General features: G+C 65.4%; 19 protein-coding genes. 8 read left to right on the top strand and 11 right to left on the bottom strand.

All coding sequences use genetic code 11. The features are described 5' to 3' along the window. Positions 1–12: 12 nt before the first annotated feature. The 4 genes from AAFG07_RS12705 to AAFG07_RS12720 all read right to left on the bottom strand — a co-directional run bounded on the left by AAFG07_RS12705 (position 13) and on the right by AAFG07_RS12720 (position 5869). The gene (locus AAFG07_RS12705) at positions 13–1410 is read right to left on the bottom strand and encodes a glycerophosphodiester phosphodiesterase family protein (protein WP_342727564.1); all 1398 of its coding nucleotides are present in this window, start codon (positions 1408–1410) and stop codon (positions 13–15) included. Positions 1411–1612: 202 nt separating this feature from the next. Then, positions 1613–2584 carry an efflux RND transporter periplasmic adaptor subunit gene (locus AAFG07_RS12710; RefSeq protein ID WP_342727565.1) on the bottom strand — a complete coding sequence of 324 codons (972 nt, stop codon included), beginning with the start codon at positions 2582–2584 and terminating at the stop codon, positions 1613–1615. Next, on the bottom strand, positions 2571–4901 hold the full coding sequence (locus tag AAFG07_RS12715; protein ID WP_342727566.1) for an ABC transporter permease: 2331 nt from the start codon (positions 4899–4901) through the stop codon (positions 2571–2573). Before AAFG07_RS12715 ends, AAFG07_RS12710 begins: the two co-directional genes overlap by 14 nt. Further along, positions 4898–5869, bottom strand: coding sequence for an efflux RND transporter periplasmic adaptor subunit (locus tag AAFG07_RS12720; protein WP_342727567.1), 972 nt, complete (start codon positions 5867–5869; stop codon positions 4898–4900). The genes AAFG07_RS12715 and AAFG07_RS12720 overlap by 4 nt, the downstream gene beginning before the upstream one ends. 591 nt (positions 5870–6460) lie before the next feature. Here AAFG07_RS12720 and AAFG07_RS12725 point away from each other — a divergent pair. Together AAFG07_RS12725 and AAFG07_RS12730 are read left to right on the top strand one after the other, a co-directional pair. Next, positions 6461–6763, top strand: a complete 303-nt coding sequence (locus AAFG07_RS12725; RefSeq protein WP_342727568.1) for a hypothetical protein — start codon at positions 6461–6463, stop codon at positions 6761–6763. 158 nt (positions 6764–6921) lie between these two features. Then, a complete protein-coding gene (locus AAFG07_RS12730; protein WP_173638050.1) occupies positions 6922–7074 on the top strand; it encodes a hypothetical protein in 153 nt (50 codons plus the stop codon). A 143-nt stretch (positions 7075–7217) separates the two neighbouring features. Here AAFG07_RS12730 and AAFG07_RS12735 read toward each other — a convergent pair whose 3' ends face one another. From AAFG07_RS12735 to AAFG07_RS12745, 3 genes are all read right to left on the bottom strand, one after another. Continuing rightward, the gene (locus tag AAFG07_RS12735) at positions 7218–8432 is read right to left on the bottom strand and encodes an ABC transporter substrate-binding protein (RefSeq protein WP_342727569.1); all 1215 of its coding nucleotides are present in this window, start codon (positions 8430–8432) and stop codon (positions 7218–7220) included. A 273-nt stretch (positions 8433–8705) separates the two neighbouring features. Beyond that, positions 8706–10274, bottom strand: coding sequence for a DUF4403 family protein (locus AAFG07_RS12740; RefSeq protein WP_342727570.1), 1569 nt, complete (start codon positions 10272–10274; stop codon positions 8706–8708). Positions 10275–10482: 208 nt separating this feature from the next. After that, positions 10483–11172 (bottom strand): L,D-transpeptidase, encoded by a 690-nt coding sequence (locus AAFG07_RS12745; RefSeq protein WP_342727571.1) that lies wholly within the window; start codon positions 11170–11172, stop codon positions 10483–10485. 248 nt (positions 11173–11420) lie between these two features. On the opposite strand from AAFG07_RS12745, the gene AAFG07_RS12750 reads away from it, so the two are divergent. Then, positions 11421–12641: an acyltransferase gene (locus AAFG07_RS12750; RefSeq protein ID WP_342727572.1), complete on the top strand. Its 1221-nt coding sequence runs from the start codon at positions 11421–11423 to the stop codon at positions 12639–12641. 25 nt (positions 12642–12666) lie between these two features. On the opposite strand, the gene AAFG07_RS12755 is transcribed toward AAFG07_RS12750, so the two are convergent. Together AAFG07_RS12755 and AAFG07_RS12760 are read right to left on the bottom strand one after the other, a co-directional pair. Continuing rightward, complete coding sequence (locus AAFG07_RS12755) at positions 12667–13449, bottom strand: sulfite exporter TauE/SafE family protein (protein ID WP_342727573.1); 783 nt, start codon at positions 13447–13449, stop codon at positions 12667–12669. Between the two features lie 111 nt (positions 13450–13560). Next, on the bottom strand, positions 13561–14946 hold the full coding sequence (locus AAFG07_RS12760; RefSeq protein WP_342727574.1) for a TAXI family TRAP transporter solute-binding subunit: 1386 nt from the start codon (positions 14944–14946) through the stop codon (positions 13561–13563). A gap of 138 nt (positions 14947–15084) precedes the next feature. Here AAFG07_RS12760 and AAFG07_RS12765 point away from each other — a divergent pair, with 138 nt between their 5' ends. The 3 genes from AAFG07_RS12765 to AAFG07_RS12775 all read left to right on the top strand — a co-directional run bounded on the left by AAFG07_RS12765 (position 15085) and on the right by AAFG07_RS12775 (position 17722). Next, on the top strand, positions 15085–16140 hold the full coding sequence (locus AAFG07_RS12765; RefSeq protein ID WP_342727575.1) for a glycosyltransferase family 1 protein: 1056 nt from the start codon (positions 15085–15087) through the stop codon (positions 16138–16140). 34 nt (positions 16141–16174) lie between these two features. Beyond that, positions 16175–16864 carry a methyltransferase domain-containing protein gene (locus AAFG07_RS12770; protein WP_092115972.1) on the top strand — a complete coding sequence of 230 codons (690 nt, stop codon included), beginning with the start codon at positions 16175–16177 and terminating at the stop codon, positions 16862–16864. Between the two features lie 240 nt (positions 16865–17104). Then, positions 17105–17722, top strand: a complete 618-nt coding sequence (locus tag AAFG07_RS12775) for a hypothetical protein (RefSeq protein ID WP_342727576.1) — start codon at positions 17105–17107, stop codon at positions 17720–17722. A gap of 417 nt (positions 17723–18139) precedes the next feature. Here the strand turns inward: AAFG07_RS12775 and AAFG07_RS12780 are convergent, their stop codons facing one another. After that, on the bottom strand, positions 18140–19804 hold the full coding sequence (locus AAFG07_RS12780; RefSeq protein ID WP_342727577.1) for an aminotransferase class III-fold pyridoxal phosphate-dependent enzyme: 1665 nt from the start codon (positions 19802–19804) through the stop codon (positions 18140–18142). Between the two features lie 34 nt (positions 19805–19838). Between AAFG07_RS12780 and asd the strand changes: the two genes are divergently transcribed. Both asd and AAFG07_RS12790 read left to right on the top strand, forming a co-directional pair. Then, a complete protein-coding gene (gene asd, locus AAFG07_RS12785) occupies positions 19839–20708 on the top strand; it encodes an archaetidylserine decarboxylase (RefSeq protein ID WP_342729138.1) in 870 nt (289 codons plus the stop codon). Positions 20709–20840: 132 nt separating this feature from the next. Next, on the top strand, positions 20841–21656 hold the full coding sequence (locus AAFG07_RS12790; protein WP_342727578.1) for an NUDIX domain-containing protein: 816 nt from the start codon (positions 20841–20843) through the stop codon (positions 21654–21656). Here the strand turns inward: AAFG07_RS12790 and AAFG07_RS12795 are convergent, their stop codons facing one another. Then, entirely contained in the window at positions 21657–23417 is a 1761-nt protein-coding gene (locus AAFG07_RS12795) for a winged helix-turn-helix domain-containing protein (RefSeq protein WP_342727579.1), read from the bottom strand. Between the last annotated feature and the right edge of the window lie 132 nt (positions 23418–23549).

Genomic DNA, 23549 nt, shown 5'->3' on the forward strand with positions numbered 1-23549 from the left:
CGTGCTGCGGCGTTACCAGCCCAGTTCACGCAGGTAAGCTGCACGGGCGGCAACGCCGGTGTGCGTGAAATCCGTGAAGACCCCATCCACGCCGAGACGGAAGAACTTCAGATATTCCAGGCCAGGATCGCCGTGATAGTCGGCGGCCAGATATTTCTTCTCGTTCCGGAACGTGAAGACGTGCACGAACAGGCCGAGCTTGTGCGCGTCGGCAATGACGCTGGTGGCCTCCTGCGTCGAGGCCTCCGCCGTCGATCCCTTGTAGGGCTTGCCGTCGGCGTTGCTGTCCTTCCATGGCGAGATCTTGTAGGGGACGATATAGGCCTTCCACGGACCGATGCCGTCGGCATAGGTCTTGATCTCGGCGAGGCCCTCGGGCGTCAGCATCGCATCGAAGGTGCGGCCGTCACCCGCGACCGTCCAGTCGTATGGACGGGAATTGGCGATGTTGTTGAGCAGCACCTTGCCGGTCTTGAAATCGACGCCGTTGCCGTCGATCAGCTGGACCTGCCGCGTTTCCAGTCCGTGGCTGCGCATATATTTCAGGCTGCCGGGCTCAAAGCTCTGAACGATGATCGGCGCGTCCTTCGTGTTGAGGCCGTTATCCCTGATGATCTTGATCAGGGCGTCCTCGAGCGGGTGGCTGCCGGGCGCGCCGCAGCCATTGGCGATCGCCTGGGCATTGTTCCAGGTCGGATTCTTGGTTTCCGGATAGACCGCGATCGACCGTCCCGTCGCCTTGCTCTTGGCTTTGGCGATGTCGATGATGTCCTGGAAGCTTATGATCGGAAACTTGCCGTTGAACAGTTTTGGCCGTTCGTTGGCCGCATCATAGGTGGTGCCGGCGATCCAGGTCTTTAGCTCGTCCATCGTGAAATCGGTGATCGACCAATCATTGGTGTGGTCGTCGCCGTCGACGATGAGCGCTTTCAGCACCGATTTGGGATCGGCCGGATCGATGAGGTCGGTGGGATATTCGGCCGGCCCGCTGGTCGGCGTTTGCGGCCATTTCACCTTGACGGGAACGCCCGGCGCCGTGCGCTTGCGTTTGGCGACTTCCGCATTGGTCTTCGCCACCTCGGCGACGTTGGTGTTGTCGCCGAGCCAAGGATTATGACGTGCCACCAGCACGCAATCCCTGGTCAAATGCAGGTCCTCTTCGAGCGCGTCGGTGCCGAGGTCGGCGGCCAGCTCATACGATGCCTCGGTCTCCTCGGGCACCAGGCCCGGCACGCCGCGATGCCCGATCACGAGCGGCAACTTGCCATCGACGGTCAGGAACGGGTTGGCGCCGGCCGGGGCCGGGCCGGTTTGCGCTGATGCCATCGACGGCAGCAGGACCGCCAAAGCCGCCGCACCGAGCAGCATCGCGCCAACATGCATCTTCCGTCGCGAACGAATCTGCCTCACGGCCAAATCTCCATCTTTTGCGTGGCATCGGGGCGATGCCATGAAGGCCGAGCCGAACAGGGCCGACGCCGTTGTCTTCTTGTCGCAATCTTCTGACAGTCCGATGACTATTCGGCGAGACGGGCCCATACAAGCTTCCGCGACGCGCCGGGGGGCGACAGCACGCACCTCACTGCGGCTCGCGGCCGGGCGCGGCGCGTTGTCAACGTCCGATCCGGACGCTCATGCCGGGTTCGAGGCCTTCTGCGGCGCCTGCGGGGTCGAGACGCAGGCGCAGCGTGTTGCGGTCGTGATCGCCGATCACGCGCTCGGCCTGCCAGGTGGCGAACACCCCGAGCGGCCGCAACTCGGTGATGGCAGCCTTGGTGGCGGCGCTGGAACCGTTCGGTATCACGCTCACGGTCTTGCCCATCGCAAGACCGTCGAGATGGTCCTCGCGCACGTTGAACGACAGCCATTGCTTGCCGGCCGCCGCGATCATCAGGATCGGCTGACCCGCGCGAACGTTCTCGCCCACTTCCGCGGCGATCACGCTGACCACGCCGTCGACCGGCGCGCGCAGCACCATCTTGTCGAGGCGGCGCTCGAGCACCGCAACGGCGGCCGCGGCCGCCTGCACCTGGGCGTCGGCGATGGCGCGCTCCTCCTTGGTCGGCCCCGCCATGGCGGCTTCGTAATTCGCCTGCGCCGCCGCCACGCCGGCGCGCGCCGCGGCAACGTCGTTCTCGGCCTGGTCGAGCGCCTGCTGGGTTTCAAAGCTCTGGCTCGCCAGCGTGGTGATCCGCTTCAGCTGGGTCTCCACATAGTCGAGCCGCGAATTGGCCTTCGAGATCGCAGCTTTCAGCGAGTCGATCTGCTCGCGGCGGACGCCGGCATAGACGTTGTTGCGGCTCGCCTCCGCGGCGGCATGCGCGGCCCGTGCCTGGTCCGCCTGTGCGCTCAACTCGACCGCGGAGAGCTTGGCGAGGACGTCGCCCGCGTGCACCTTGGCGCCTTTCTCGACCGCGATCGACACCAGCTGGCCGTTGACTTCCGGCTCTATCCTGACTTCGGTCGAGCGGACCACGCCGACGATTGCGGGCGCCGGCGTCGCGCGGCTCTCGGCGTAGATCAGCGCACCGGCGACGAGCACAAGCGGGATCGCGACAATGGCTGCGCGCCTAGCGTTGGGCATGTTGCTGTCCTCTCTTGAACACCAGCGCGGAGATCACGGCGAGCACGAAATAGCCCAGGGCCAGGCACCACAACCTGAGCCAGTCATGCGAGACCTCCCAGATGCTGGCGCCGAGCTGGTTGATACGCACGAGGCCGTCGATCGCCGAGTCGGCCGGAAACAGCCGGCCGAGCGCCGTGGCCGCTGGAGGGATGGCCTCGCGCGGCCATGCGAAGCCGGCGGTGAAGAATTGCGGCAGGCTGGTCGCCAGCAGCAGGATGGTGGCGTTCTCCGGCCGCGTGAACCAGGCGCCGATCGCCTGTCCCAGGAAGCTCGTCGCCAGCAGGAAGACGGTCGCCAGCGCGAAGATCTGCGGCAGATGGCCCAGCGTCGAGAAACCATAGATCCGCGGCAGCACGATCAGATAGAGCGCGAGCGCCGGCAGATAGATGGTCAGATGGGCCACGCCGCGCCCGAACACGCCCGCGACCGTGTTGCGGGAGTTCGCCAGCGCCGTGCCGGTCAGCATCGCCGCGCCGATCAGCAGCGTCTGTTGCAGGATCAGGATGAACGCCGCCGGCACGATGTAGCTCGCATAGCCGCCGACCGGGTTGAAGATCGGTTGCAGCAGGACGTTGGCCGGGCTGAGGCTCGCGAGCTTCGCCTTGACCAGACTGCCGTCGGAGCGGGCGCCCCGCGACACCAGTTCGGATGCCAGCGTGCCGATCGCGGTGGCGACCGCGCCTGCGGTCGACCGGAAGATGAACAGATAGGTGGCGTCGGCGTAGACCGGGATGTGCGCGGTGAGGCCCTTGAGCACGTCGCGTTCGGTGCCGGGCGGAATCTGCACGGCGGCGAATGCATAGCCACGGTCGATGGCGGTGCTTGCCTCCGCGAGGGTGCGGGCGCGAACCGTCACGCTCAACGTGCCGCTGGCGTCGAGCGTCTCGACGATCTGGCGTGAGAGATCGCTGAGATCATTGTCGACGACCGCAATCGGCAGCTTGCGCAGGATCTGGTTCAGATAGGGTTGCGGATAATAGATGCCGTAGACCAGCGGTGCCAGGAACAGCAGGCTGAAGGCGCTGCGCGTTCCGAGCACGCGCCGCCATTCCGCCAGGAAGGCGCCGCCGACGCCGGGCGGCGTCTGCTCGCTGACCGGCGGTTCGGCCGGCCGCGCCGCCGCGAACCAGCCCCGGCGCGTCAGGCTCGCCATGCGCCACCATGCGAGCGCGGCAAACAGCAGGGTGAGGCCGGCGAGCGCCGCGAAGGGAATTGCCGATTCCGACGCGGGCAATCCGCGCGCCGCCTGTCCCATCAGCACCGCCATGTACCAGCGCAGCGGCAGGATCGCGCTCCAGACCTGCGCAAACGTATTCATGCCGATGGTGGGAAAACCGACACCGGCATAGCCGAACGCAGGGGAGGCGATCAGGCCGGCGAGGCCGAGCCCGGTCGCGAGGTCGCGGACCAGAAGCTGGAGCAGGGCGCCGAGCGACAGATAGGCGATGATCAGAAGCAGGCCCGCCGCGATCATCAGCAACGCGTCGCCCTTGAAGGGAATCTGCAGCACGCCCTCGAGGATCAGCGGCTGGGCCAGCATGATCAGGATGAAGATCACGAACAGCGGCGCGAGCTTGCCGGCGAGTGCGGCGATCGGATCGCCGCCGGCGCTTTCGAGCCACTCGCGGGCGTTGCGGCGGCGGAATTCGGAGCCGACCGAATAGCCCGCGGCGAGCGTGATCACGACGTGGATGATCGTCGGCAGCAGCGCACGCAGCAGGAATTGCGCGTAGTTCTTCTGCGGATTGACCAGCGCAATGGTCTCCGCGGTCAGCGTTCCCATCGACGCCGGGGCGGGGGCGGCGCGATTGGCCGGCGCGGCCGCGCTCGCCGCGGCGGACAGCACATCGTTCAAGCCCGACGACGCGATGCCGGCCGCGGTCAGGAATTGCTGGTTGTAGAAGCCGACGACCTGCGGACGGCGATCCGCCTTCAGGTCGCGTTCGAAATTCGGCGGGATGAAGATCGCCGAAATCGCCTTGCCGGAGCGGATGTCCTGCACGGCTGACGACAGCGAGCCGGAATCGTCGACGATCCGCAGGCTCGGCGAGGCCGCGACCTGCTGCGTCAGCGCGCGCGAGGTATCCGACTTGTCGGTGTCGACGATGGTGACGCCGAGGCCGCGGATCACCGGTTGGCTGAACACGGTGGTGAGCACCGCGAAGGCGAACAGCGGCACGCCGAAGATCAGCAGCAATGCTACGCGGTCGCGCACCAGCCACCGGCACTCGCGCTGTGCGACCCGCCAGAATCCGGGCTTTGAGGCCAGCCTCATTGCCGCGACCGCCAGTCGAGATAGGCGCTCATGCCGGGCCGCAGTTCGGGCACCGGCTGCACCGGATAGGCGCGGATCGAGAATGTCCGCAAATCGAAATCGCCGGTGGCGCGGGTCGCCCGCCAGCTCGCATATTCGCCCTTGGTGGCGATCAGCTTGACCTCGACCGTGACATGACGGTCGTCGAGCGCTGGAATGCGGACGTCGAACTTGTCGCCGACCTTCAGGCCCTTGACGAGGTCCTCGCGCAGATCGAAATGGATCCAGAGATCTCCGAGATTGATCAGCGTCACCAGCGGCACGCCCGGCGAGACGAACTCGCCCGGCTCGACGTTGCGCTGATAGACTTGCGCTGCGACCGGCGCGTAGACCGCGAGCTGATCGATCACCGATTGGACGCTCTGAATGTCGGCTTCGGCTTTCTCGACATTGGCTTTCGCGATCGCGCGTTCTTCCTTGGTGTAACCGTTGACCGCCTGCTCATAGGCCGATTTCGCCTGATCGAGCCCGCGCTCGGCCTCGTGCAGCGCATCGGTGGTCTGGTCGAGACGGGCCTGCGGCGCGTTGCCTTGCTCGGTCAGTGTCTTGGCGCGATCGAAGGTCTTCTGCGCCAGCACCTGCGCGGCCTCCGCGCGCTCCATTTCCGCCTTCCGCGCGGCAATGGTTTCGACCCGCGTTCCAACCATGACATTGGCGAGCTGCGCATCCGCAACAGCCTTGGCGGCGCGCATCTGGTCCTGCTTTGCAAGCGTTTCCGGGTTGTCGATCTTCACCAGGACAGCGCCCGCGGCGACGTTCTGGCCGCGTTCGACCGGGATGTCCTTGACCCGTCCGTCGACGCGCGCGGCGATATCGAGCCGTGTCGCGTCGACCTCGCCCTGCACGAGCAGCGGCTCGGGCCGCAGCAGATAATAGATCGACAGCGCAACGATGATCGCGGCAACGACGCCGACAATGATGGCCGGCATGCGCGTCGCAGCGTGCGCATTGTCCTGGCGCGCTGCCTGTGGTGGCTCCGACGTGCTTCGGCTCTCGTTACCAGAAGGTGACACGTCCATAGCTGACCCCACATTGGCTCATGACCAGGATAGTCATTCACTATGGCGTGGATGTTAAATCCTGCCAACCTCGGCAGCCTGTCCGATCCGGCTCGAATTTGACCGGAGCAACCGCGTCCGGTGCCGCCGAGGCGATCTCGTTGCGATGTGCGCCGCATCGATGCGCGGTTGCACGCACAATTCCAGCCGCGGGCGCTTTGAAGCGCGAAGCCCGCGTGCTCGCTGCATGTGACGAACCATCCTGCAGTGAACCCAGGTTCCGCCCAGGTTCGCGCTTGCGACCGCGGGCGTGCCCGCTGACTTTCGCGCCGCTGCCGCGTGGCCCGAGCAGGCCGCCATTGCGGGCCGCGCATGGCATCGCCGGTCACACGGATATTTGAAGCCCCGCGCCCGAATAAATCGTATCCGATTAAATCGGGATACTTGAAGACCAGCCGCTCCATGCCTTTATCTGGCGCGAGCGAATTAATCGTATGCGATGTAAATCGCGGGAGCGTTACCATGACTATCAGGATTTCCCACGTCGCCAGGTCGTTCAGCACCACGACGTTCAGAACAATCGCGCTGGCTGTGGCGCTGTCGGCCATCGCGGCGACGGCCGCCTCGGCCCAGGCCGCGATCTCCGAGCCGGCGGCTTACCAAGCGCTGTATCCGTATCGGGACGTGCTCAACAACGGCGCGCCGACGCCGGCGGCCAAGCTGGTGCTGCTGCCGCCCGCGGTGCTGCAGGCGCTGCAAGCGCAGGAGAGCGGCATCGGCGTCGTTCATGTGCCGCGCCGCAGTGCGCATCGTGCCCGGCGCTGAGGCCCAGCAGAGAATGTGCGTCGATCGACCCGCATCCTCAAACCGGATCAGACCAGCTCTCGCGCCTGTGATTGAATGATAAAAATCATTCTATTGATCGCCGGCGCGGCTCGACTACGTCGAAATAGAGTTGCTTCCCCTTATGACGGAGACGTTCCATGACCAAGCAGATCGACGACCTCTCAAGGTACTATCGCTATGAGCTCGTGCACGGCGACCATGCAGATTTCATCGCCTATCAACGCAATCTGGGCGACGGCGTCTGGCAGACGTATTCGACCTGGATGATCCCGCGCGCGAATGGCGAATAGCGCCGGCTGACGCGGGCGATCACCGGGACCTGCCGCGGAAAGAAACGCGGAAAGAAAAATGCGCCCGGTGCCGGCCGGGCGCATTTCTTGTTGGCTGTCATCGGGCACGCATCCGGGCGACGCGGCGCGCGGCAGCGTGCTCGTCAGTTCGACTTCACCAGCGGGCAACCGCCCTTGTCGAGCGGGCGGAAGGCTTCGTCGCCGGGCACGGTGGTGATCAGCTTGTAGAGATCCCACTCGCCCTTGGATTCCTCGGGCTTCTTGGTCTCGAACAGGTACATGTCGTGCACCATGCGGCCGTCGATCCGGATATGGCCGTTCTTGGCGAAGAAGTCGTTGACCGGCGTCTTGCGCATCTGCTCCATCACCTTCGGCGCCTCGTCGGTGCCGATGGCTTCGATCGCCTTCAGGTAATGCATGGTCGCCGAATAAAGGCCGGCCTGGATCATGGTCGGCATGTGGCCGACCTTCTCGTTGAAGCGCTTCGAGAAGGCGCGGGTCTCGTCGTTCATGTCCCAGTAGAAGGCGTCGGTGACGATCAGGCCCTGTGTCGCCTTCAGGCCCAGCGCATGGGTGTCGGTGATTTCCATCAGCAGCGCGATCAACTTCTGGCCGCCCTGGGTCAGGCCGAACTCGGCGGCCTGCTTCAGCGCCGTGGTGGTGTCGCCGCCGGCATTCGCCAGCGCCACGACCTTGGCCTTGGAAGCCTGCGCCTGCAGCAGGAAGGACGAGAAGTCCGACGAGTTGAGCGGGTGGCGGACTTCGCCGAGCACCTTGCCGCCGGTCTCCTTGACGACGTTGGCGGCGTCGCGCTGCAGCGCCATGCCGAAGGCGTAGTCGGCGGTGACGAAGAACCAGGTGTCCTCGCCGCGCTTGACCATCGCCTTGCCGGCGACATTCGACAGCGCATAGGTGTCGTAGGTCCAGTGCACGGTGTTGGGCGAGCAGGCGGTGCCGGTGATATCGGAGGAGCCGCCGCCGGAGTTGATGTGGATCTTGTTCTTTTCGCGCGTCAGCGCCGAGATCGGCAGCGCGACGGACGAGGTCGGCACGTCGAGGACCGCATCGACCTTGTCGTTGTCGTACCAGTTGCGCGCGATGCTGACGCCGACGTCGGGCTTGTTTTGATGATCGGCCACGACGACCTGGATCGGCTTGCCCTTCACCTTGCCGCCGTAATCTGCGACCGCCATCTCGACCGCGGCGACCGAGCCCTTGCCGGTGGCGTCCGCATAGAGGCTCGACATGTCGGTGAGCACGCCGAGCTTGACGACGTCGTCGGAGATCTGGGCGTTCGCCGCGGTGCCGGAGACCGCAAGCGCGAGGCCAGCCGCTGCCGCGGCCAAGAGCGATTTCATCGTGTTTCTCTCCCTGATTTTTCGTTCGAGGTTGCTTCCACGAGGCACCTTCTATCCGGTGCGGCAACCTGTCGCAAAGACGACTTTTTGGGCATGCGGCGGACCGAATCTTCTCCCTCTCCCCGCTCTTCGCGGGGAGAGGGTTGGGGTGAGGGGCCTTCTCCACGAGTGGCGATTGTAGTGAGACCTGTACCCCCTCACCCGGATTGCTTCGCAATCCGACCTCTCCCCGCAAGCGGGGCGAGGTAAAAGAGCAATCCGCTCGAGCAGCTCCTACAGCGCCGGTAGCGCGGTGACGGCGGCCTTGATGGTGCCGTCGGTCTCCACGATCACCCGGAGCGTCTTCGAATCGAACGCGATGCCGGCGAGGCGGATGCTGTTGACGTCGGCGTCGACGCGGATGCCTTCCTCGTTCTTCTGCAGGTCGGCGATGGCGGCGGTGATCTTCCGCTGCGCGTTGGTCGCAAATGGCTTCAGGTCGACGACCAGCCGATCGGCGAGTGCCTGCTGCAAATGCGGGATCGCCGCGCGCGCGGCGGCGCCGAGCAGGCCGAACGCGGCTTCGGACTCGACCGCCAGCTCGACGTCGGTGAGCCGCAGCGTCTGCGCCGCCTGGTCGAGTCGCGGCCGGCCCCAGATGTGCACGGTCGCCTCGGCGCCGAAGCCGAAGAAGCTCTTCTTCTCCTTGGCGTGCACCAGAAGCGAGATCAAAAGCCGGTCGCCGGAGGCGGCGATGCTCGCACTCTTGACGGTCACGTCGACCGGGCCGGAGCCGTCCTCGGGGAAGGTCTTGCCCTTCAACTGCGCCTCGACCAGCTGCGTCAGCGTGGTGAAGGACATGTCGACCGGCAGGCCGACCGAGACCTGGCTCGGCATCGGCGGCACGATCGAGAGCTTGTCGGGGAACGGGCAGTTCGGCGTGGTCTGCGCCTCCGTGATCCGCGTCTCGGCCTCGATCCCCATGGTCAGGATCAGCGAGGACGCATCGACCTTCGGCTGCGCGGCGATCGCGCGGGTCGGCCGCAGTTCGAGCCACATCGGCGGCATCGACGCGGTGCCGCCGGTACCCTGCAGCGGGATCGAGCGGCAGGCCTTGACCCATTGCGTGCGGGCGGCGTTCTGGAACACCGGGTCGTTGTGCAAGCGCTCCTCGACCGCGGAAATCTGGTCGGCGACCGCCTTGTCGATGACCGGCTTCACCTGGGCCGGCACGCTGATGCGGACGCCGGCGGCCGACAGGCTGGTGTCGCCGAGATTGACTTGCGCCTGCAGGTTCGGCTCGATCCGCCAGGACGCGCCGAGCTTCGGCCGCGCGGTCAGCGTGACGCTGCCCTTGATGTCGGCATTGGCGTTGATGTTCTTGATGTTCACGGCGCCGATCTGCTTGGCGACATTGCCGCCGAGCAGGCTGCCGAGCGCGTCGCTGACCGCGCCGGTCGCCTTCGCGGACAGCGAGCCGGTGACCTGGAGCGTGCCGTTGATCGGGGTCGTCAGCGTCAGCACGTCCTGCGCGCCGGTCGCCGCGATCGGCCCGCGCGAGGCGGTCCAGCCGATGTCGGCATTTTGCAGGATCTGCTGGACCGGATTGTCGGCCTTGCCGCCGAAGGTCTTCGGCGCGCCGCGTTCGGCGGCATCGCGGATCGCCGACAGCGCGACCGAGACCTGCGCCACGACCGTCGAGGAGCGCGGCGCCTGCGGCAGCGGCGGCAGCTGCACGAGCGGCGGCGCCTGCACCGTGACGCTCGGCGCCAGCCAATCCATGGCCTTGAGGCTGATCGCGAACGAGACCAGCACCACCGTGAGCCCGAGCGCGATCGTTCTTGGATGCATCGGTAGACGCATCATTCCCCCGGATGAAATCAACTTGACGGGTTGTACAGGCCCGCCGACGAGGGCGCCAGTGTGGCGGGATCAAGCTGCTTCGGCGGCGGAAGCGGGCCGGTCGCCCGAGATCACATGGAAGTTAACGATCCGGACGTTAACGATTATGAACGCGACGATGGCCCCGGCATGATGCCGGAGCCGTCGTCGATGTCTGAATGTGTCGGGCCTAGCGGACGGCCGAGCCGAGGTCGGCGCGGCGGTCGGTCATCGGCAGCACGATCACCTTGGTGCCGACGTTGACCCGCGAATAGAGGTCGGTGACGTCCTCATTGGTGAGGCGCAGGCAGCCGGAGGAGACGTGGGTGCCGATCGTCTCCGGCGCGTTGGTGCCGTGGATGCGGTACACGGTGCCGCCGAGATACATGGCGCGGGCGCCGAGCGGGTTGCCGGGACCGCCGGCCATGTGGCGCGGCAGATAGGGCTGGCGGGCGATCATTTCCGGCGGCGGGGTCCAATCCGGCCACTCCGCCTTCTTGGTGATGGTCTGGGTGCCCGACCAGGTGAAGCCGTCGCGGCCGACGCCGATGCCGTAGCGCATGGCCTGGCCGTTCCCGAGCACGAGATAGAGATAGGTGTGCGGGGTATCGATGATGACGGTGCCGGGCGCCTCGCGGGTCGGATAGGCGACGACCTGGCGGCGCAGCCGGGCCGGCAATTCGACGGAACGGTCTTCCTCCTGCGCCTGCGGCATCGACTGCACCGGCGGCTGCACGGCCTCGGTCGGCGGCGTCAGGATGAAGGGGAATAGCGGCAGCGGAGCGGCCGCGGCGGAGCCCGAGAAAGCGACGGTGCCAATCGCCAGCGCACCGAAGGCGGCGGCAGCGAGACGTGCGTTCAGCTTGATGGAATTGAACATTGTCGACCCCTGTTGTTTGCGCCCTGCGCGCCAGTTCCGGCGCGTCGTTGGGTCAAACCAGTACAGGTGAGGCGTTTCAGGACGTTTGCACGAAATCGCCAAAATGGTTTCGTGCCGTTAGGGATTTGTTTCGTCAGTGTTTCGTCGCACGGTTAAGGGCGCGTTGCCGAGGGCTGTCCCATCCCAAGACATCGCTCCTGGCACGGCGCTTGCTGTCCGAAGGCGTGGTTCGGAATGGAGTGGAAATCATGCCAGCGCCTTCGATCGGCAGCATGCTGGATCAGCAGAAGGGCTTTGGTCCGGGGTTCGATTTTCTCCGCGTTGCGCTCGCGATCTCGGTCGTCGCGGGGCATACGTCCTATGTTGCCACCGGGCGCGGCGACTCCGATTTGACGGGGGTCTTCTGGTTTCCGCAATTTGCCATCCTCGTGATGTTTTTCGCATTGAGCGGATTCCTGATCGCCGCAAGCGGGCTGCGGCTCAGCCTGAAGGAATTCCTGATCAATCGCGGCATGCGGATCATTCCGGCGCTCGCGGTCGAGATCGTGCTGTCGGCGTTGATCCTCGGACCGATCTTCACCACGCTGCCGCTCTGGGACTACTTCACCAGCGCCGGCACCTACAAATATTTCACGAACGTCGTCGGCCTCGTGAACTACACCCTGCCGGGCGTGTTCAGCAGCAATCCCGCGCCGGAGGTCAACAGTTCGCTGTGGACCGTGCCGTTCGAGTATGGCTGCTACGCGGTGATGGCGGTCATCATGACCTTGGGGCTGCTGCGCAGGCCGGCGCTGATCGTGCTCGGCGTCGTCGTCCTGGTCGGCATCGGCTTTGCCGTGCAGATCACCGGGCATGCCGCAACGCCGTCGCAACTGCCTCCGGGCGTCGCCGGCTCGCTGTATGACAAGGTCTTCAGCACGGCGCTGTTCCTCGGGCGCGGCGCGAAACTGCCGGTTGCCTGCCTGCTCGGGATCGCGATCTACCTTTACCGCGACCGCATTCCCTATGACGGGCGCATTCTCGCCGTCTGCTGCGCGCTCTGCGTCGGAGCCGCATCGCTCGGACCGGCCGCCTGGATCACCCAGCCAGTCCTCAATGCCGCCATTGCTCCGGCGCTGGTCTACATCACCGTGTTCCTCGGTGTCTCGAAGCTGCCGCGGCTGCCGCTGTTCTCAAGGGGCGACTATTCCTACGGGATCTATCTGTACGGTTTCCCGATGCAGCAGGTGGTGAAGGTGTGGCTGCCGAACGCGTCGCTGATTGCCCAGTTCGCCGTCGCGCTGGTGCTGATTACGGCGTTCGCGGCATTCTCCTGGCACTGGATCGAGAAGCCGGTCCTGAAGCTGCGCCGCCATTTCTCGTTCGTGGCGCGCAAGCGGCTCGAGCCGGAGGACATGGTCGAGATGCTCGAGGGGACCGGGCCGCTTGCCATCAGCGTCAGCGGCAGCAGCAGCAGGCGATCTTCCTGACGAGCGTCAACAACGTCGCCTGCGCTCAGAGCCGGATGTATCCGGCCAGTCCGTCCCACAGCAGCTTGGCCGCGGTGATGACGAGAATGGCGTAGCAGGCGCGGTACAGCGCGCGCTGGTCGAGGCGTTCGTGCAGCCGCCAACCGGCCCAGACGCCGACCGGCACGGCCGGCACGCAAAGCGCCATCAGCATCCACAGGCTTCCCGACGGTGTGGCGAGCACCAGCCATGGGCCGGCCTTCAGCAAATTGCCGACCGTGAAGAACAGGCTGGTGGTGCCGGCGTAGAGCGCCTTCGACATGCCGAGCGGCAGCAGGTACATCGCAAGCGGCGGCCCGCCTGAATGCGCGACCATCGTGGTAACGCCGGAGGAGAGCCCGGCGAGCGTCGCCTTGATCGTCGAGCGCGGACGCGGCTTGATCTCGCCGCCGCCGATGAACCACAACGCGGCGAACGCCAGCGTCACCACGCCCATCACGATCTCGACGGCATGGCGGTCGAGATCGCGCAGCGCGAAATAGCCGAGAACGATGCCGACCACCAGCGCCGGCAGCAGCATCGCGAGGTCGGCGCGCGACCAGGTGCTCGGGCGCCAGAAACGCAGCGCCGTAAGGTCCATGACGACGAACAATGGCGCAAGCAGCGCGCCGGCCGCAATCGGGTCCATCGCGAGCGAGAGCAGCGGGATGCCGACAATGGCAAAGCCGCCGCCGAACGCGCCCTTCATGAAGGCGATCAGGAACACGCCGGCCAGCGCGACCGCGAGCACGAATGGCGCGGGCAGATCGGCGATGATGGACGTGATCATGGTGTCGTGCCGAGCGTTGTGGTCGTACTCAACATGGCCACGCGCGCATGCACGCGCAATCCAAACATTGCTCTCCGTGCACATTGCTCTCGGTGCAATCGGCCTGCGCGCCTAGCCGGCGCGTATCCTCGGCAGGCCCGACCTGTCGCCGTTGATCACCGCGCGGCGGTCGGTGACGGCGTGATGGAATTGCTCGAGTGTCAGCCCGATCGCCGAGAGATCGCCATCTTCGATCGCGCCGTCGTCGTAGCAATCGAGCGCCTCGCGCAGCAGCGCGTCCGCATCGCTCTGCATTGCCGCGAGCTCCTCCGGCGTCTCGGCGCCGCGCACCCGCGAGATCAGCGTCAGCAGACCGTCGCGATGGGTGATGTAACGCTCGCGCTCGTCGCGCTTCACGTAGTGGCGCAACCAGGCGCCCGCCGTGCCGAGGCCGGAGACCAGCAGGATGCCGCCCCAGATGTAGTCGGAGTATTTTTCGAGGAAGGTGCGCTCCGTACCGTCGATATAGGCGGCCGCGCCCTGATGCGCCGGCAGCGCGGCATCCTTGTCGGTGTCCGGCTTCTCGATCTTGGCCGCCGCCGGCACGTCGCGCGCGACCTGAAGCCGCTGCGTGAACAACTGCCGATCGAGTGCGCCGACGGTTGCCTCGTGCAGCGCATGTTGCGCGATGATGAGGTGATTGACGCCGACGGTCTCGATCTTGTCCTCGGGCCGGGCCGGCGAAGAGGAGAAGATGCTGCCGGCGATTTCCTCGGACTCATAGAGCGGATGCTTCTGCGCGATCGCTTCCGAGACATCGACGGGGAGGAATTTCGGTTCGCCGCGCGCCGCCGCTGTCGCCGCGATCGCGTCCGCCGTGATCTTGCTGTCGAGCGGCCCGACGGTCATGTAGGCGTCGAGCGAGGGATCGCGCGCGAGATCGGCGACCTTGTTGACGGCGAACTGGCTGATCGTGACCTTGTCGGGGTTGATGCCGGACTCGGTCAGGATCACGCGCAGCAGCGTGACGTTGGCCGGGGTGCTGCCGATGACACCGACCTTGTGGCCGGGGAGATCGTCGATGCTCTTGATCTTCGCGGACCGCGGCTTGCCTTTCCCGCCCGACGGTGCCCACAGCACAACGACATTCTTGCGCAGGACCGCAACCGCCTCGGCGCCCGCCGGCAGACTGAGATCGCCGCGCACGACCGCGAGGTCGACCTTGTTCGCGGTGAACAGCGCGATGCTTTCGGCGGCGCCCTGTGTCGTGACCGGCTTCAGCCGCACCGAATTGCCGTCACGCGCAAAGGCCTGCGCGAACGCCTGGATGAGCTTGACGTCGTCACTGCCGGTCGGGCCGACCGCGATCTTCAGCGTCACCGGACGCAGCCCGTAGAACAGCAGGCCTGCGGCGACGGCGAACACGAAGATGCCGGCCGCCAGGATCAGGAGCGAGGAGTTTCGCCGTTTGAGCCTGCGGTGCGTGGTGCCGGGATGTTCACTCTGCTGCTCTGACATCTGGCTGTCATGTTACACGAAAAACCGGCAGTTCGCCGTGAAAAACATCCTAACATTTCGATGACGTCATACGTTTGAAACATCCATGTCAGAACGTCGTGCGAGCAGAATCAAGATTAACGATTTGGGTCTCCTGCGATGCGCATACTCGTTGCGACCGATGCCTGGCATCCGCAAGTCAACGGCGTGGTCCGGACGCTGACGTCGCTTGCGCGTAGCGCCGCGACCCTCGGCGCCGAGATCGAATTCCTCACCCCCGACGGCTTCCGTTCCGTCGGCGTGCCGACCTATCCGGGCCTGCGCATGGCGCTGCCGAACCGCCGCGAGATCGCGCGCCGGATCGAGGAGGCCGCGCCCGAGGCGATCCACATCGCGACCGAAGGACCGATCGGCTGGGCGGTGCGCGGCTATTGCCAGCGCAACAAGCTCGCCTTCACCACCTCCTATACAACGCGCTTCCCGGAATATGTTTCGGTGCGCACCGGAATTCCCGACAGCGTCGGCTATACCGTGCTGCGCCACTTCCACGCGGCCGGATCAATGACGATGGTTGCGACCGACTCGCTGCGCACTGAGCTTGCCGAGCGCGGCTTCCGCAAACTCGGCTTCTGGACCCGCGGCGTCGACACCAAGATCTTCAATCCCGACCAGCCGGCGCTGCTCGACCTGCCGCGGCCGATCTTCATGACCATGGGCCGCGTCGCGGTGGAGAAGAATCTCGACGCCTTCCTGTCGCTGGATCTGCCGGGCTCCAAGGTCGTGGTCGGCGACGGCCCGCAGCGGGCCGCCTTGGAACAGAAATATCCCGGCGCGATTTTCCTCGGCGAGAAGAAGGGCCAGGATCTGACCTCGCACCTCGCCGCAGCCGACGTCTTCGTGTTCCCGAGCCTGACCGACACCTTCGGCGTCGTGCAGCTCGAGGCGCTGGCCTGCGGCACGCCCGTTGCGGCGTTCCCGGTCACCGGCCCGAAGGACGTTATCGCGGATCATCCAATCGGCGCGATCGACAACGATCTGCGCAGCGCCTGCCTGCGCGCGCTGACAATGTCGCGCGCCGACTGCCGCAATTTTGCGTTGGAGCGTTCCTGGGAAAACAGTGCGCGTCAGTTCATCGGCAATCTGGCCACGTTGCAGCCGAGCCGCGCGCCGCGGCCCGCCCGCCGCGTTGCCGGCCGCAGTGCGGTTCCGAATTAACAGCTCAAACGAACGAAAGACGAGAGACTTATCTATGGCTGAAATCATCAAGCTGGGCGCCGACCGTTCCATGGACTTCGACCGCGAAACGGTCGAGCAGGCCTATGACCGCTGGGCGCCGATCTACGACCTCGTGTTCGGCGGCGTGTTCAGCAAGGGCCGGCAGGCTGCGATCCAGGCCACCAACAAGATCGGCGGCCGTGTGCTCGAGGTCGGCGTCGGCACCGGCATCTCGCTGCCGCTCTATAGCCAGAATGTGCGCATCTTCGGCACTGACATCTCCGAGGCGATGCTCGAGAAGGCCAAGAAGCGGGTTGCCGAGCAGGGCCTGAAGAATGTCGAGGGCCTCGCGGTGATGGACGCCGAGAAGCTCGAATTCCCCGACGATTCGTTCGACGTGGTGATGGCGCAGTACGTGCTGTCGGCGGTGCCGAACCCGGAAGCCGCGCTCGACGAATTCGCCCGCGTGGTGCGTCCGGGCGGCGAGCTGATCATCCTGACCCGCGTCAGTGCCGATGCCGGCGTCCGCCGCTTCATCGAGCAGAAGCTGCAGCCGGTGGTCCGCCCGCTCGGGTTCCGGACCGCCGAGTTCGCCTGGTCGCGCTACACCAAGTGGCTGGCCGGCGCGCGCGGCATGGAGCTCGCGGAGCGCCGCCTGATCCCGCCGCTCGGCCACTTCTCGCTGGTCCGCTTCCGCAAGGCGGACGTCGCCAAAGCCGCCTGAGGCGGTTGACCAGCCGGCTCAGCCCGCCGGTCCTCCGGGTGAGGTGGCGCACAGCGCGCCCCTGGCCAGGAGGTTACGATCTCCTTCGCCTTATCCCCGCAAACCTCGCCGGGATGAGGCAAGACCCTTCTCCGGTTGCGTCAAGGCGTCGCTCCGCATTGTCATATGTCATTATGATGATGTCACACGCGATACATCGAATCCCTGTAAATCCTGTCCCGAAAGATGTTGGGGGAACCAATGATCAAGAATTTTCTGCAAGAGCTCCGTACCCAGCGCTGGGATGACCACCGCTTCTACCATCACAGCCGGATCAACCAGAGCCTGCACTTCGTCAGCGCGCTGAGCTTCCTGTTCGCCTATGTGATGCTGTTCTTCGATCCGGTCGTGTCGGCACTGGTCGGCTGGCTGGTCTCGATGACCTCGCGCCAGGCCGGTCACTTCTTCTTCGAGCCGAAGGGGTATGACCACGTCAATCAGGCGACCCACGAGCACAAGGAAGACATCAAGGTCGGCTACAATTTGCAGCGCAAGGTCGTGCTGATGGCGATCTGGGCGCTGTCGCCGATGGTGCTGTACTTCGATCCGACCCTGTTCGGCCTGTTCAAGCCCTGGGTCACGATGGGCGACTTCACCCGTCAGGTGGCGAAGGTCTGGCTCGTGGTTGGCGTCGGCGGTCTCCTGTTCCGCACCATCCACCTGTTCTTCATCCGCGACATCGAGACCGGCCTCGTCTGGATGACCAAGATCGTCACCGACCCCTTCCATGACCTCAAGCTCTATCACAAGGCGCCGCTGTTCCTGATGAAGGGCGAGCTGATCGATCCGGGTCTCGAGAAGCACGTCAGGCACGCCTGATCGTTGCTCCAATATCTTTCCGATATGCGTCATGCCCGGGCTTGTCCCGGGCATCTACGTCTCAGGGGTCTTGTGAAGAGCTTACGCTACGCTGCTGGCCACAACGGGACCGCGCTCCCTCTCCCGCTTGCGGGGAAGGGGTGGGGTGGGGGTGTCGCCGCTTGCGACAATCTTTGTGAGGAGAGAGCCCCCACCCGGATCGCATCGAACGATGCGATCCGACCTCCCCCGCAAGCGGGAGAGGTGAAGGATGGGAAAGAGCGGGGCGAGGGAGCGCGAGAGCAGGGCGTTGCCTCGGCGCCCGAACTTGACGACGATGTAAGCACCGTCATTCCGGGGCGCTCGCGGCAGCGAGCGAACCCGGAATCTCGAGATTCCGGGTTCGATGCTGCGCATCGCCCCGGAATGACGGTCTGCTCAGCGCCCGAACCTCACGGCGACCATCTCTTTCAGGATCTGCCGCTTGATGTTCTTGTTGGTGAGGCCTTCCTTGTGCCACCACCAGGCGTCGCGCTTCATCTTCTCGCATGCCGCGACGAAGCGGTCGGCGACCTCGGCGAAGTCGGCGTCGGTGTAGTTCAGGCTGAAGATCAGCCGGCCGGTGCCGACCCAGCTCAGCGCCAGTCCCTCGGCCCGCAGATAGTATTGCAGCATCCAGTTGTAGCGGGACGGCTCCGTGTAAGAGACCGTCCAGATCGACGAGATGTTGCCGACACGAACCGGCAGGCCTTGTGCTTCGAGGCGGTCGTTGAGCGATTTGGCGCGGCCGGTCCAGGTCTCGTCGAGCCCGTTGTAGATCGAGCGGAAATTCGGGCTGGCGAGCCGGCTCAGAAACTCGTCCATCGCCGTCATCACGTAGGGATGCGAGTTGAAGGTGCCGCGGGCGAAGCAGATGTCGGCCGGCCGGTCGTCACGGAAGCGGCGCATCAAATCCTTGCGGCCGCACACCACGCCGACCGGAAGCCCGCCGGCAAGGCTCTTGCCGTAGGTCGCCATGTCGGCCTTGACGCCGAAATATTCCTGGGCGCCGCCGGCGGCGAGGCGGAAGCCGACGAACACCTCGTCGAAGATCAGCACGATGCCGCGCTCGGTGCAGACCTCGCGCAGCTTCTTCAGCCATTCGCTGTAGGCGGCGCGGTCGTACCTCGAGGAGCGCGAGGAGTCGACCAGCGCGGAATCGCCGGGCGCGTTGCCGTTCGGATGCAGCGCCTGCAGCGGATTGACCAGCACGCAGGCGATGTCCTTGCGGGTGCGCAGCACGTGCAGCGTCTTCTCCGACATGTCGGCGAGCGTGAAGGTCTCGTGCGGCGACACCGGGTTGCCGACGCCGGGCTGCACTTCGCCCCACCAGCCGTGATAGGCACCGGCGAAACGGACCAGATGGGTCCGCTTGGTGTGGTAGCGCGCGAGCCGCACCGCCTGCATCACGGCCTCGGTGCCGGACATGTGGAACGAGACCTCGTCGAGGCCCGAGATATCGCAGAGGCGCTTGACGTTGTCGGCAATGATCGGGTGGTAGGGGCCGAGCACCGGGCCGAGCGCGTGCGCCCGCTTCTCGCCCTCGGCGATGCACTCCTTGTAGAAGTCGTTGCCGAAGATGTTAACGCCGTAGGAGCCGGTCAGGTCGTAGGACACATTGCCGTCGAGGTCGGTGACGGTGACGCCGCTCGAGGCCTCGACGAACGCCGAGGTGCCGAGATGCTCGCGTACCAGGCGACTGTACTGGAACGGCACGCGGTAGGTTTCGGTGAACTGCAGGTCGGAGATCCGCTCCGTCACCTCGGCGGTCAGCGCGCGGCCCTTGGGATAGCGATCCGCGTAGAGGCCGGCGAGGCGGAAGAAGCCGTCCTGGCGCTGCATCGCGACGTCCTTCGGTGCTCCGTCCGAGCGGAAGAAGTCGTCGATGTCGAATTCGTAGTGCGGCACCATGCGCGCCACCATCTTGGACATCTTGGAATGTCCGGTCAGCGAGCGGTGCTTGGCCCGCGACAGCGCGAGGCGGGCCTGAATTTTGGGGAAAGCTGCGGCGGCGCCGGCAAGCGCGGCGGCGGACAGCGAGAGAATCGGAAGGGATGTTTCCATGACAGAAGCGCTAGCCTCGGCACCTAACAAATTCATGACAGTCAAGGGCCTGATCTCGGCATTCACCCAGCAGGAAGACCTCAATTTCCTGCTAACCAACCGGATTCCGCGGGCGGCGATCACCCGCTTCATGGGCTGGTTCTCCAAGGTCGAGAACCCCCTGGTGCGCGACGCCTCGATCGCCTGCTGGAAGCTGTTCTCCGACCTCGATCTGTCCGAGGCGAAGAAGACCGAATTCAAGAGTTTGCACGATTGCTTTACCCGCGAGCTCAAGCCCGGCCTGCGCCCCGCGGCTGCCGATCCCGCCATCATCGCGAGCCCGTCGGATGCGATCATCGGCGCGCATGGGCGGATCGAGGACGGGCAGTTGTTCCAGGTCAAGGGCGCGCCTTACTCGCTGCTCGATCTGGTTGGCGATCCCGCGCTGGTGGAGCAGCACAGGAACGGCCGCTTCGTCACGCTGCGGCTGACCTCGAGCATGTATCACCGCTTCCATGCGCCGTACGATCTTGCGATCGACAAGGTCACGTTCATTCATGGCGACGTCTGGAACGTCAATCCGATCGCGCTGAAGCGGATCGAGCGGCTGTTCTGCAAGAACGAGCGCGCGGTGCTGCGCGCGAAGCTTCCAACCGGCGAGGCGCTGACACTGGTTCCGGTCGCCGCCATCCTGGTGGCGAGCCTCCGCCTGCATTTCCTCGACGTCACGCTGAACGCGCAGTCGCGCGGCCCGGTGGATTTCCCCTGTGACGCGCATGTCAAGAAGGGCGACGAACTCGGCTGGTTCGAGCACGGCTCGACCATCATCGTGCTCGCGCCCGGCAATTTCGAATTCTGCGACAATGTCGCGGAGGGAACGCGGATCAAATGCGGCGAGCCGCTGTTGAAAAAGCCTACGAACTGATCTCGCTGTTTCCTGCGCGCCATTCTTTGGGCACGATCTGCTCGGAAAACCGGTTTCCACTTTTCCGGATCATGCTTTAAGATACGCGGGATCGTCGCGACGATCCTAAATCGCAAACCTGATGGACACGAGATGGCGCGGACGCCTGTTCTGGCGGCGGGAGGCATTGTGCTGCGGCGGGACGCACCGCAGTGCTTCGCCGTCGTGCGCCTGCGCAAGCGCAATGAGTGGGTGCTGCCCAAGGGCAAGCTCGACGATGGCGAGACGCCGCGCGCGGCCGCCGAGCGCGAGGTGCTGGAGGAAACCGGCCACGACGTCGAGGTGCACGAATTCCTCGGCACGCTGGTCTATGATTCAGGCGGCCGTTCCAAGGTGGTGCATTACTGGCGCATGGATGCCGGCGGCAAGCCGGTGCGCGCGTTGATGAGCGACGTCAGAGAAGTCGACTGGCTGCCGCTCGATGAAGCGCTCGATCGCCTGTCGCGCGGCTATGAACGTGCGTTCCTGGAGAATGTCGGCCCGATCGCGTTGCAGGCCGCGGCGAACGCCGAGCGCGAGCGGCGCGCGCGTGCGCGGGCCGCCGCTGCAGAGCGACGACGCGTGCAGCTTGCCGAAGACGAGCCGGTCGCTGGCGCGCCGGTGGTCATCGATACGCCTGCAAACCCTGAAGCTCCCGCTGGCGCAGAGATACCGGCGGTCGCTGAAGCGTCCGTGGGCACTGAAGTGACCGTGGATGCCGAGATGCCCGTCGTCGTCGACGCGCCGGCGCCCGCTGAGGTGCCGGTCATGGCGGAGATGTCCGATATTGCGGGGGCGCCGGCGGCGGATGCATCCGAAAAATCGCCGTCATCCGCGCGCCAAATCGCGCCCGTTGCCACGGCCGTGCAGCCTATCCCGCGCAAGAACCTGATCGAGCGCGTACGTGACTGGCTGCGCCGCGCGGCCTGATCACCCGCACATCTGACGTCGCGCGGTCGGCTGCCAGGCGTCGATGTCGCGCTGCAAGGCAAGACATTCGGCAACGCGCTTGGGCGAACCCAATTCATTTGCCAGAAGCTGTGCCGCGTGAACTTCGGCCGCGGCGCCGCGAACGTCGCCGCGCTCCAGCTCGAGCCTGGAAATCTGCAGCCTCAGCCGCACGATCTGGACCCGCCCTTCGATGCTGGACCACAGCTGGCGGGCGAGATGGAGATGTCGCATGGCTGCTTCATGGTCCTGCCGGGAAAGCGCGAGGATCGCCTGCGCTTCGTTGGTGAGCGCGCGGATCGAGGGCATCGGCCAGCGATCCGGACTTCCGGAAAGTTCGCAGATCAATGCCTTGGCCTGGCCGCTCCGATGCGTGTGTGCCGCAACCAGCGCCAGATGTGCGAGCAGGATTCCCCGTCGCTGCAGGGTCCACCAGGTCTTGCCGATCAAGCTGCGTTCGAGGCTCGCATGGGCGGCCTCCGCTTCGCCTCTTGCGAGCAACAACATCGCGCGGCCTGGCTCCGGGCACCAACCCATCGTGTAAGCCCTGTCGTAGGCTTCGAGCGCTGCATCGTCATTGCCGATCGCAGACAGAATGTCGCCCAGCACCCGGTTGGCATCGCCCATCGACCATGGCGCATCGCTGGTCAGGCGCGCGAGCGCGTCTTGAATCCGAGCCAGCGCTTCGTCGAGCGAGCCCCTGATGCCGAGCACCTCGGAGCGATGCAGCTGGCATGAACCTGTCAGTTCCATACCGCTGCTCGAACAGAAATTCTGGTAACTCCGTGTCCACTGGTCGGCCCGTGCCCAATCTCCGAACATCCGGGCTGCCCAGAGAATGTTGCAGTAGAGGCTGCCGCCCATGATCGGATCCAGGTTGGTGCTGGACAGTGCGACCGCGGCGGCATGGTCCTGATCGGCCAGTCCGCCGTGCGTGTCGCCGAGACATAGCCGATAGAAGCCGCGATAGGCCAGGCTCAGAGCTTCGATGTTGAGCGCGTCCTTGTATCTGACGGCGGTGTAGGCCGTGTCGGCCAGCGCAAGTGCCTGTTCCGGCTCGCCATCGAAGGCCGCCAGTTTGGACTTCATCCATAACAGCAGGGCCGTCGTCGGAGGATCATCGAGCCTCGAGGCCCAATCTTCCGCGCGCGCGAGCCAACCTTTTCCGATGGCGGCCTGACCGCTCTCGAAATGCAGGCCCGAGAGCGCGATGGCGTCGACCGCTGCTCCGGCAGCGTCGCCGGCCTCGCTGCGCGCGGCGACCGCGCGAACCAGAATCGGAATCGTTGCCGCGGTCCTGCCGAGGCATTGCAGGGCGAGCGCCCATTGGTGCAAGTCTTCAGCGTTGAGCCGGCCGTCTTCATCCGCGCTCGCGAACAGTGTGGCTGCCTGCAGCCACAATTGCCCTGCGGCCGCGCGTCGGGCAAGGCCGATTGCACCGACGGCGTCATCGACTTGCTTGGGGTCAATGCGTTCCGGCTGCCTGATCTCGGAATCAACGAACAACCGATATCCCTTGCCCGGCAGATTCCGGATCGCGCCCTCCATGCCGCCCTTGCGCAGCGCGGCGCGCAACGAACTCACCGCCCGCTGCAGCGAGTTGTCGGTGACCGTGACGTCCGGCCAGACAGCCTCGAGCAACTCGTCTTTGGAGACGACCCGGTCGCGGTGGTGGACAAGGTAGACCAGCAGATCGAACACACGCGGCTGCAAAGCGACTTCCTGCCGCGCGCACAGCAGCACGCGTCCAGCTTCATCAAGCTCGAACAGTCCAAATGAGAATGCCATGTGTATGGGTCCGGGGGCGCCGGAAAAGGTTCAGACAAAGATCAGACAATGATCAGTCCGCGGTAAGGACAGTCGGCATCGACAGCG

The sequence above is a fragment of the Bradyrhizobium sp. B097 genome (assembly GCF_038957035.1).
GTDB lineage: Bacteria > Pseudomonadota > Alphaproteobacteria > Rhizobiales > Xanthobacteraceae > Bradyrhizobium.

What these genes read in the sequence shown, in the direction of transcription:
- AAFG07_RS12710 (WP_342727565.1), bottom strand. Translation starts at nt 2,584, where the DNA reads ATGCCCAACGCTAGGCGCGCAGCCATTGTCGCGATCCCGCTTGTGCTC.
- AAFG07_RS12715 (WP_342727566.1), bottom strand. Translation starts at nt 4,901, where the DNA reads ATGAGGCTGGCCTCAAAGCCCGGATTCTGGCGGGTCGCACAGCGCGAG.
- AAFG07_RS12720 (WP_342727567.1), bottom strand. Translation starts at nt 5,869, where the DNA reads ATGCCGGCCATCATTGTCGGCGTCGTTGCCGCGATCATCGTTGCGCTG.
- AAFG07_RS12725 (WP_342727568.1), top strand. Translation starts at nt 6,461, where the DNA reads ATGACTATCAGGATTTCCCACGTCGCCAGGTCGTTCAGCACCACGACG.
- AAFG07_RS12730 (WP_173638050.1), top strand. Translation starts at nt 6,922, where the DNA reads ATGACCAAGCAGATCGACGACCTCTCAAGGTACTATCGCTATGAGCTC.
- AAFG07_RS12735 (WP_342727569.1), bottom strand. Translation starts at nt 8,432, where the DNA reads ATGAAATCGCTCTTGGCCGCGGCAGCGGCTGGCCTCGCGCTTGCGGTC.
- AAFG07_RS12740 (WP_342727570.1), bottom strand. Translation starts at nt 10,274, where the DNA reads ATGCGTCTACCGATGCATCCAAGAACGATCGCGCTCGGGCTCACGGTG.
- AAFG07_RS12745 (WP_342727571.1), bottom strand. Translation starts at nt 11,172, where the DNA reads ATGTTCAATTCCATCAAGCTGAACGCACGTCTCGCTGCCGCCGCCTTC.
- AAFG07_RS12750 (WP_342727572.1), top strand. Translation starts at nt 11,421, where the DNA reads ATGCCAGCGCCTTCGATCGGCAGCATGCTGGATCAGCAGAAGGGCTTT.
- AAFG07_RS12755 (WP_342727573.1), bottom strand. Translation starts at nt 13,449, where the DNA reads ATGATCACGTCCATCATCGCCGATCTGCCCGCGCCATTCGTGCTCGCG.
- AAFG07_RS12760 (WP_342727574.1), bottom strand. Translation starts at nt 14,946, where the DNA reads ATGTCAGAGCAGCAGAGTGAACATCCCGGCACCACGCACCGCAGGCTC.
- AAFG07_RS12765 (WP_342727575.1), top strand. Translation starts at nt 15,085, where the DNA reads ATGCGCATACTCGTTGCGACCGATGCCTGGCATCCGCAAGTCAACGGC.
- AAFG07_RS12770 (WP_092115972.1), top strand. Translation starts at nt 16,175, where the DNA reads ATGGCTGAAATCATCAAGCTGGGCGCCGACCGTTCCATGGACTTCGAC.
- AAFG07_RS12775 (WP_342727576.1), top strand. Translation starts at nt 17,105, where the DNA reads ATGATCAAGAATTTTCTGCAAGAGCTCCGTACCCAGCGCTGGGATGAC.
- AAFG07_RS12780 (WP_342727577.1), bottom strand. Translation starts at nt 19,804, where the DNA reads ATGGAAACATCCCTTCCGATTCTCTCGCTGTCCGCCGCCGCGCTTGCC.
- asd (WP_342729138.1), top strand. Translation starts at nt 19,839, where the DNA reads ATGACAGTCAAGGGCCTGATCTCGGCATTCACCCAGCAGGAAGACCTC.
- AAFG07_RS12790 (WP_342727578.1), top strand. Translation starts at nt 20,841, where the DNA reads ATGGCGCGGACGCCTGTTCTGGCGGCGGGAGGCATTGTGCTGCGGCGG.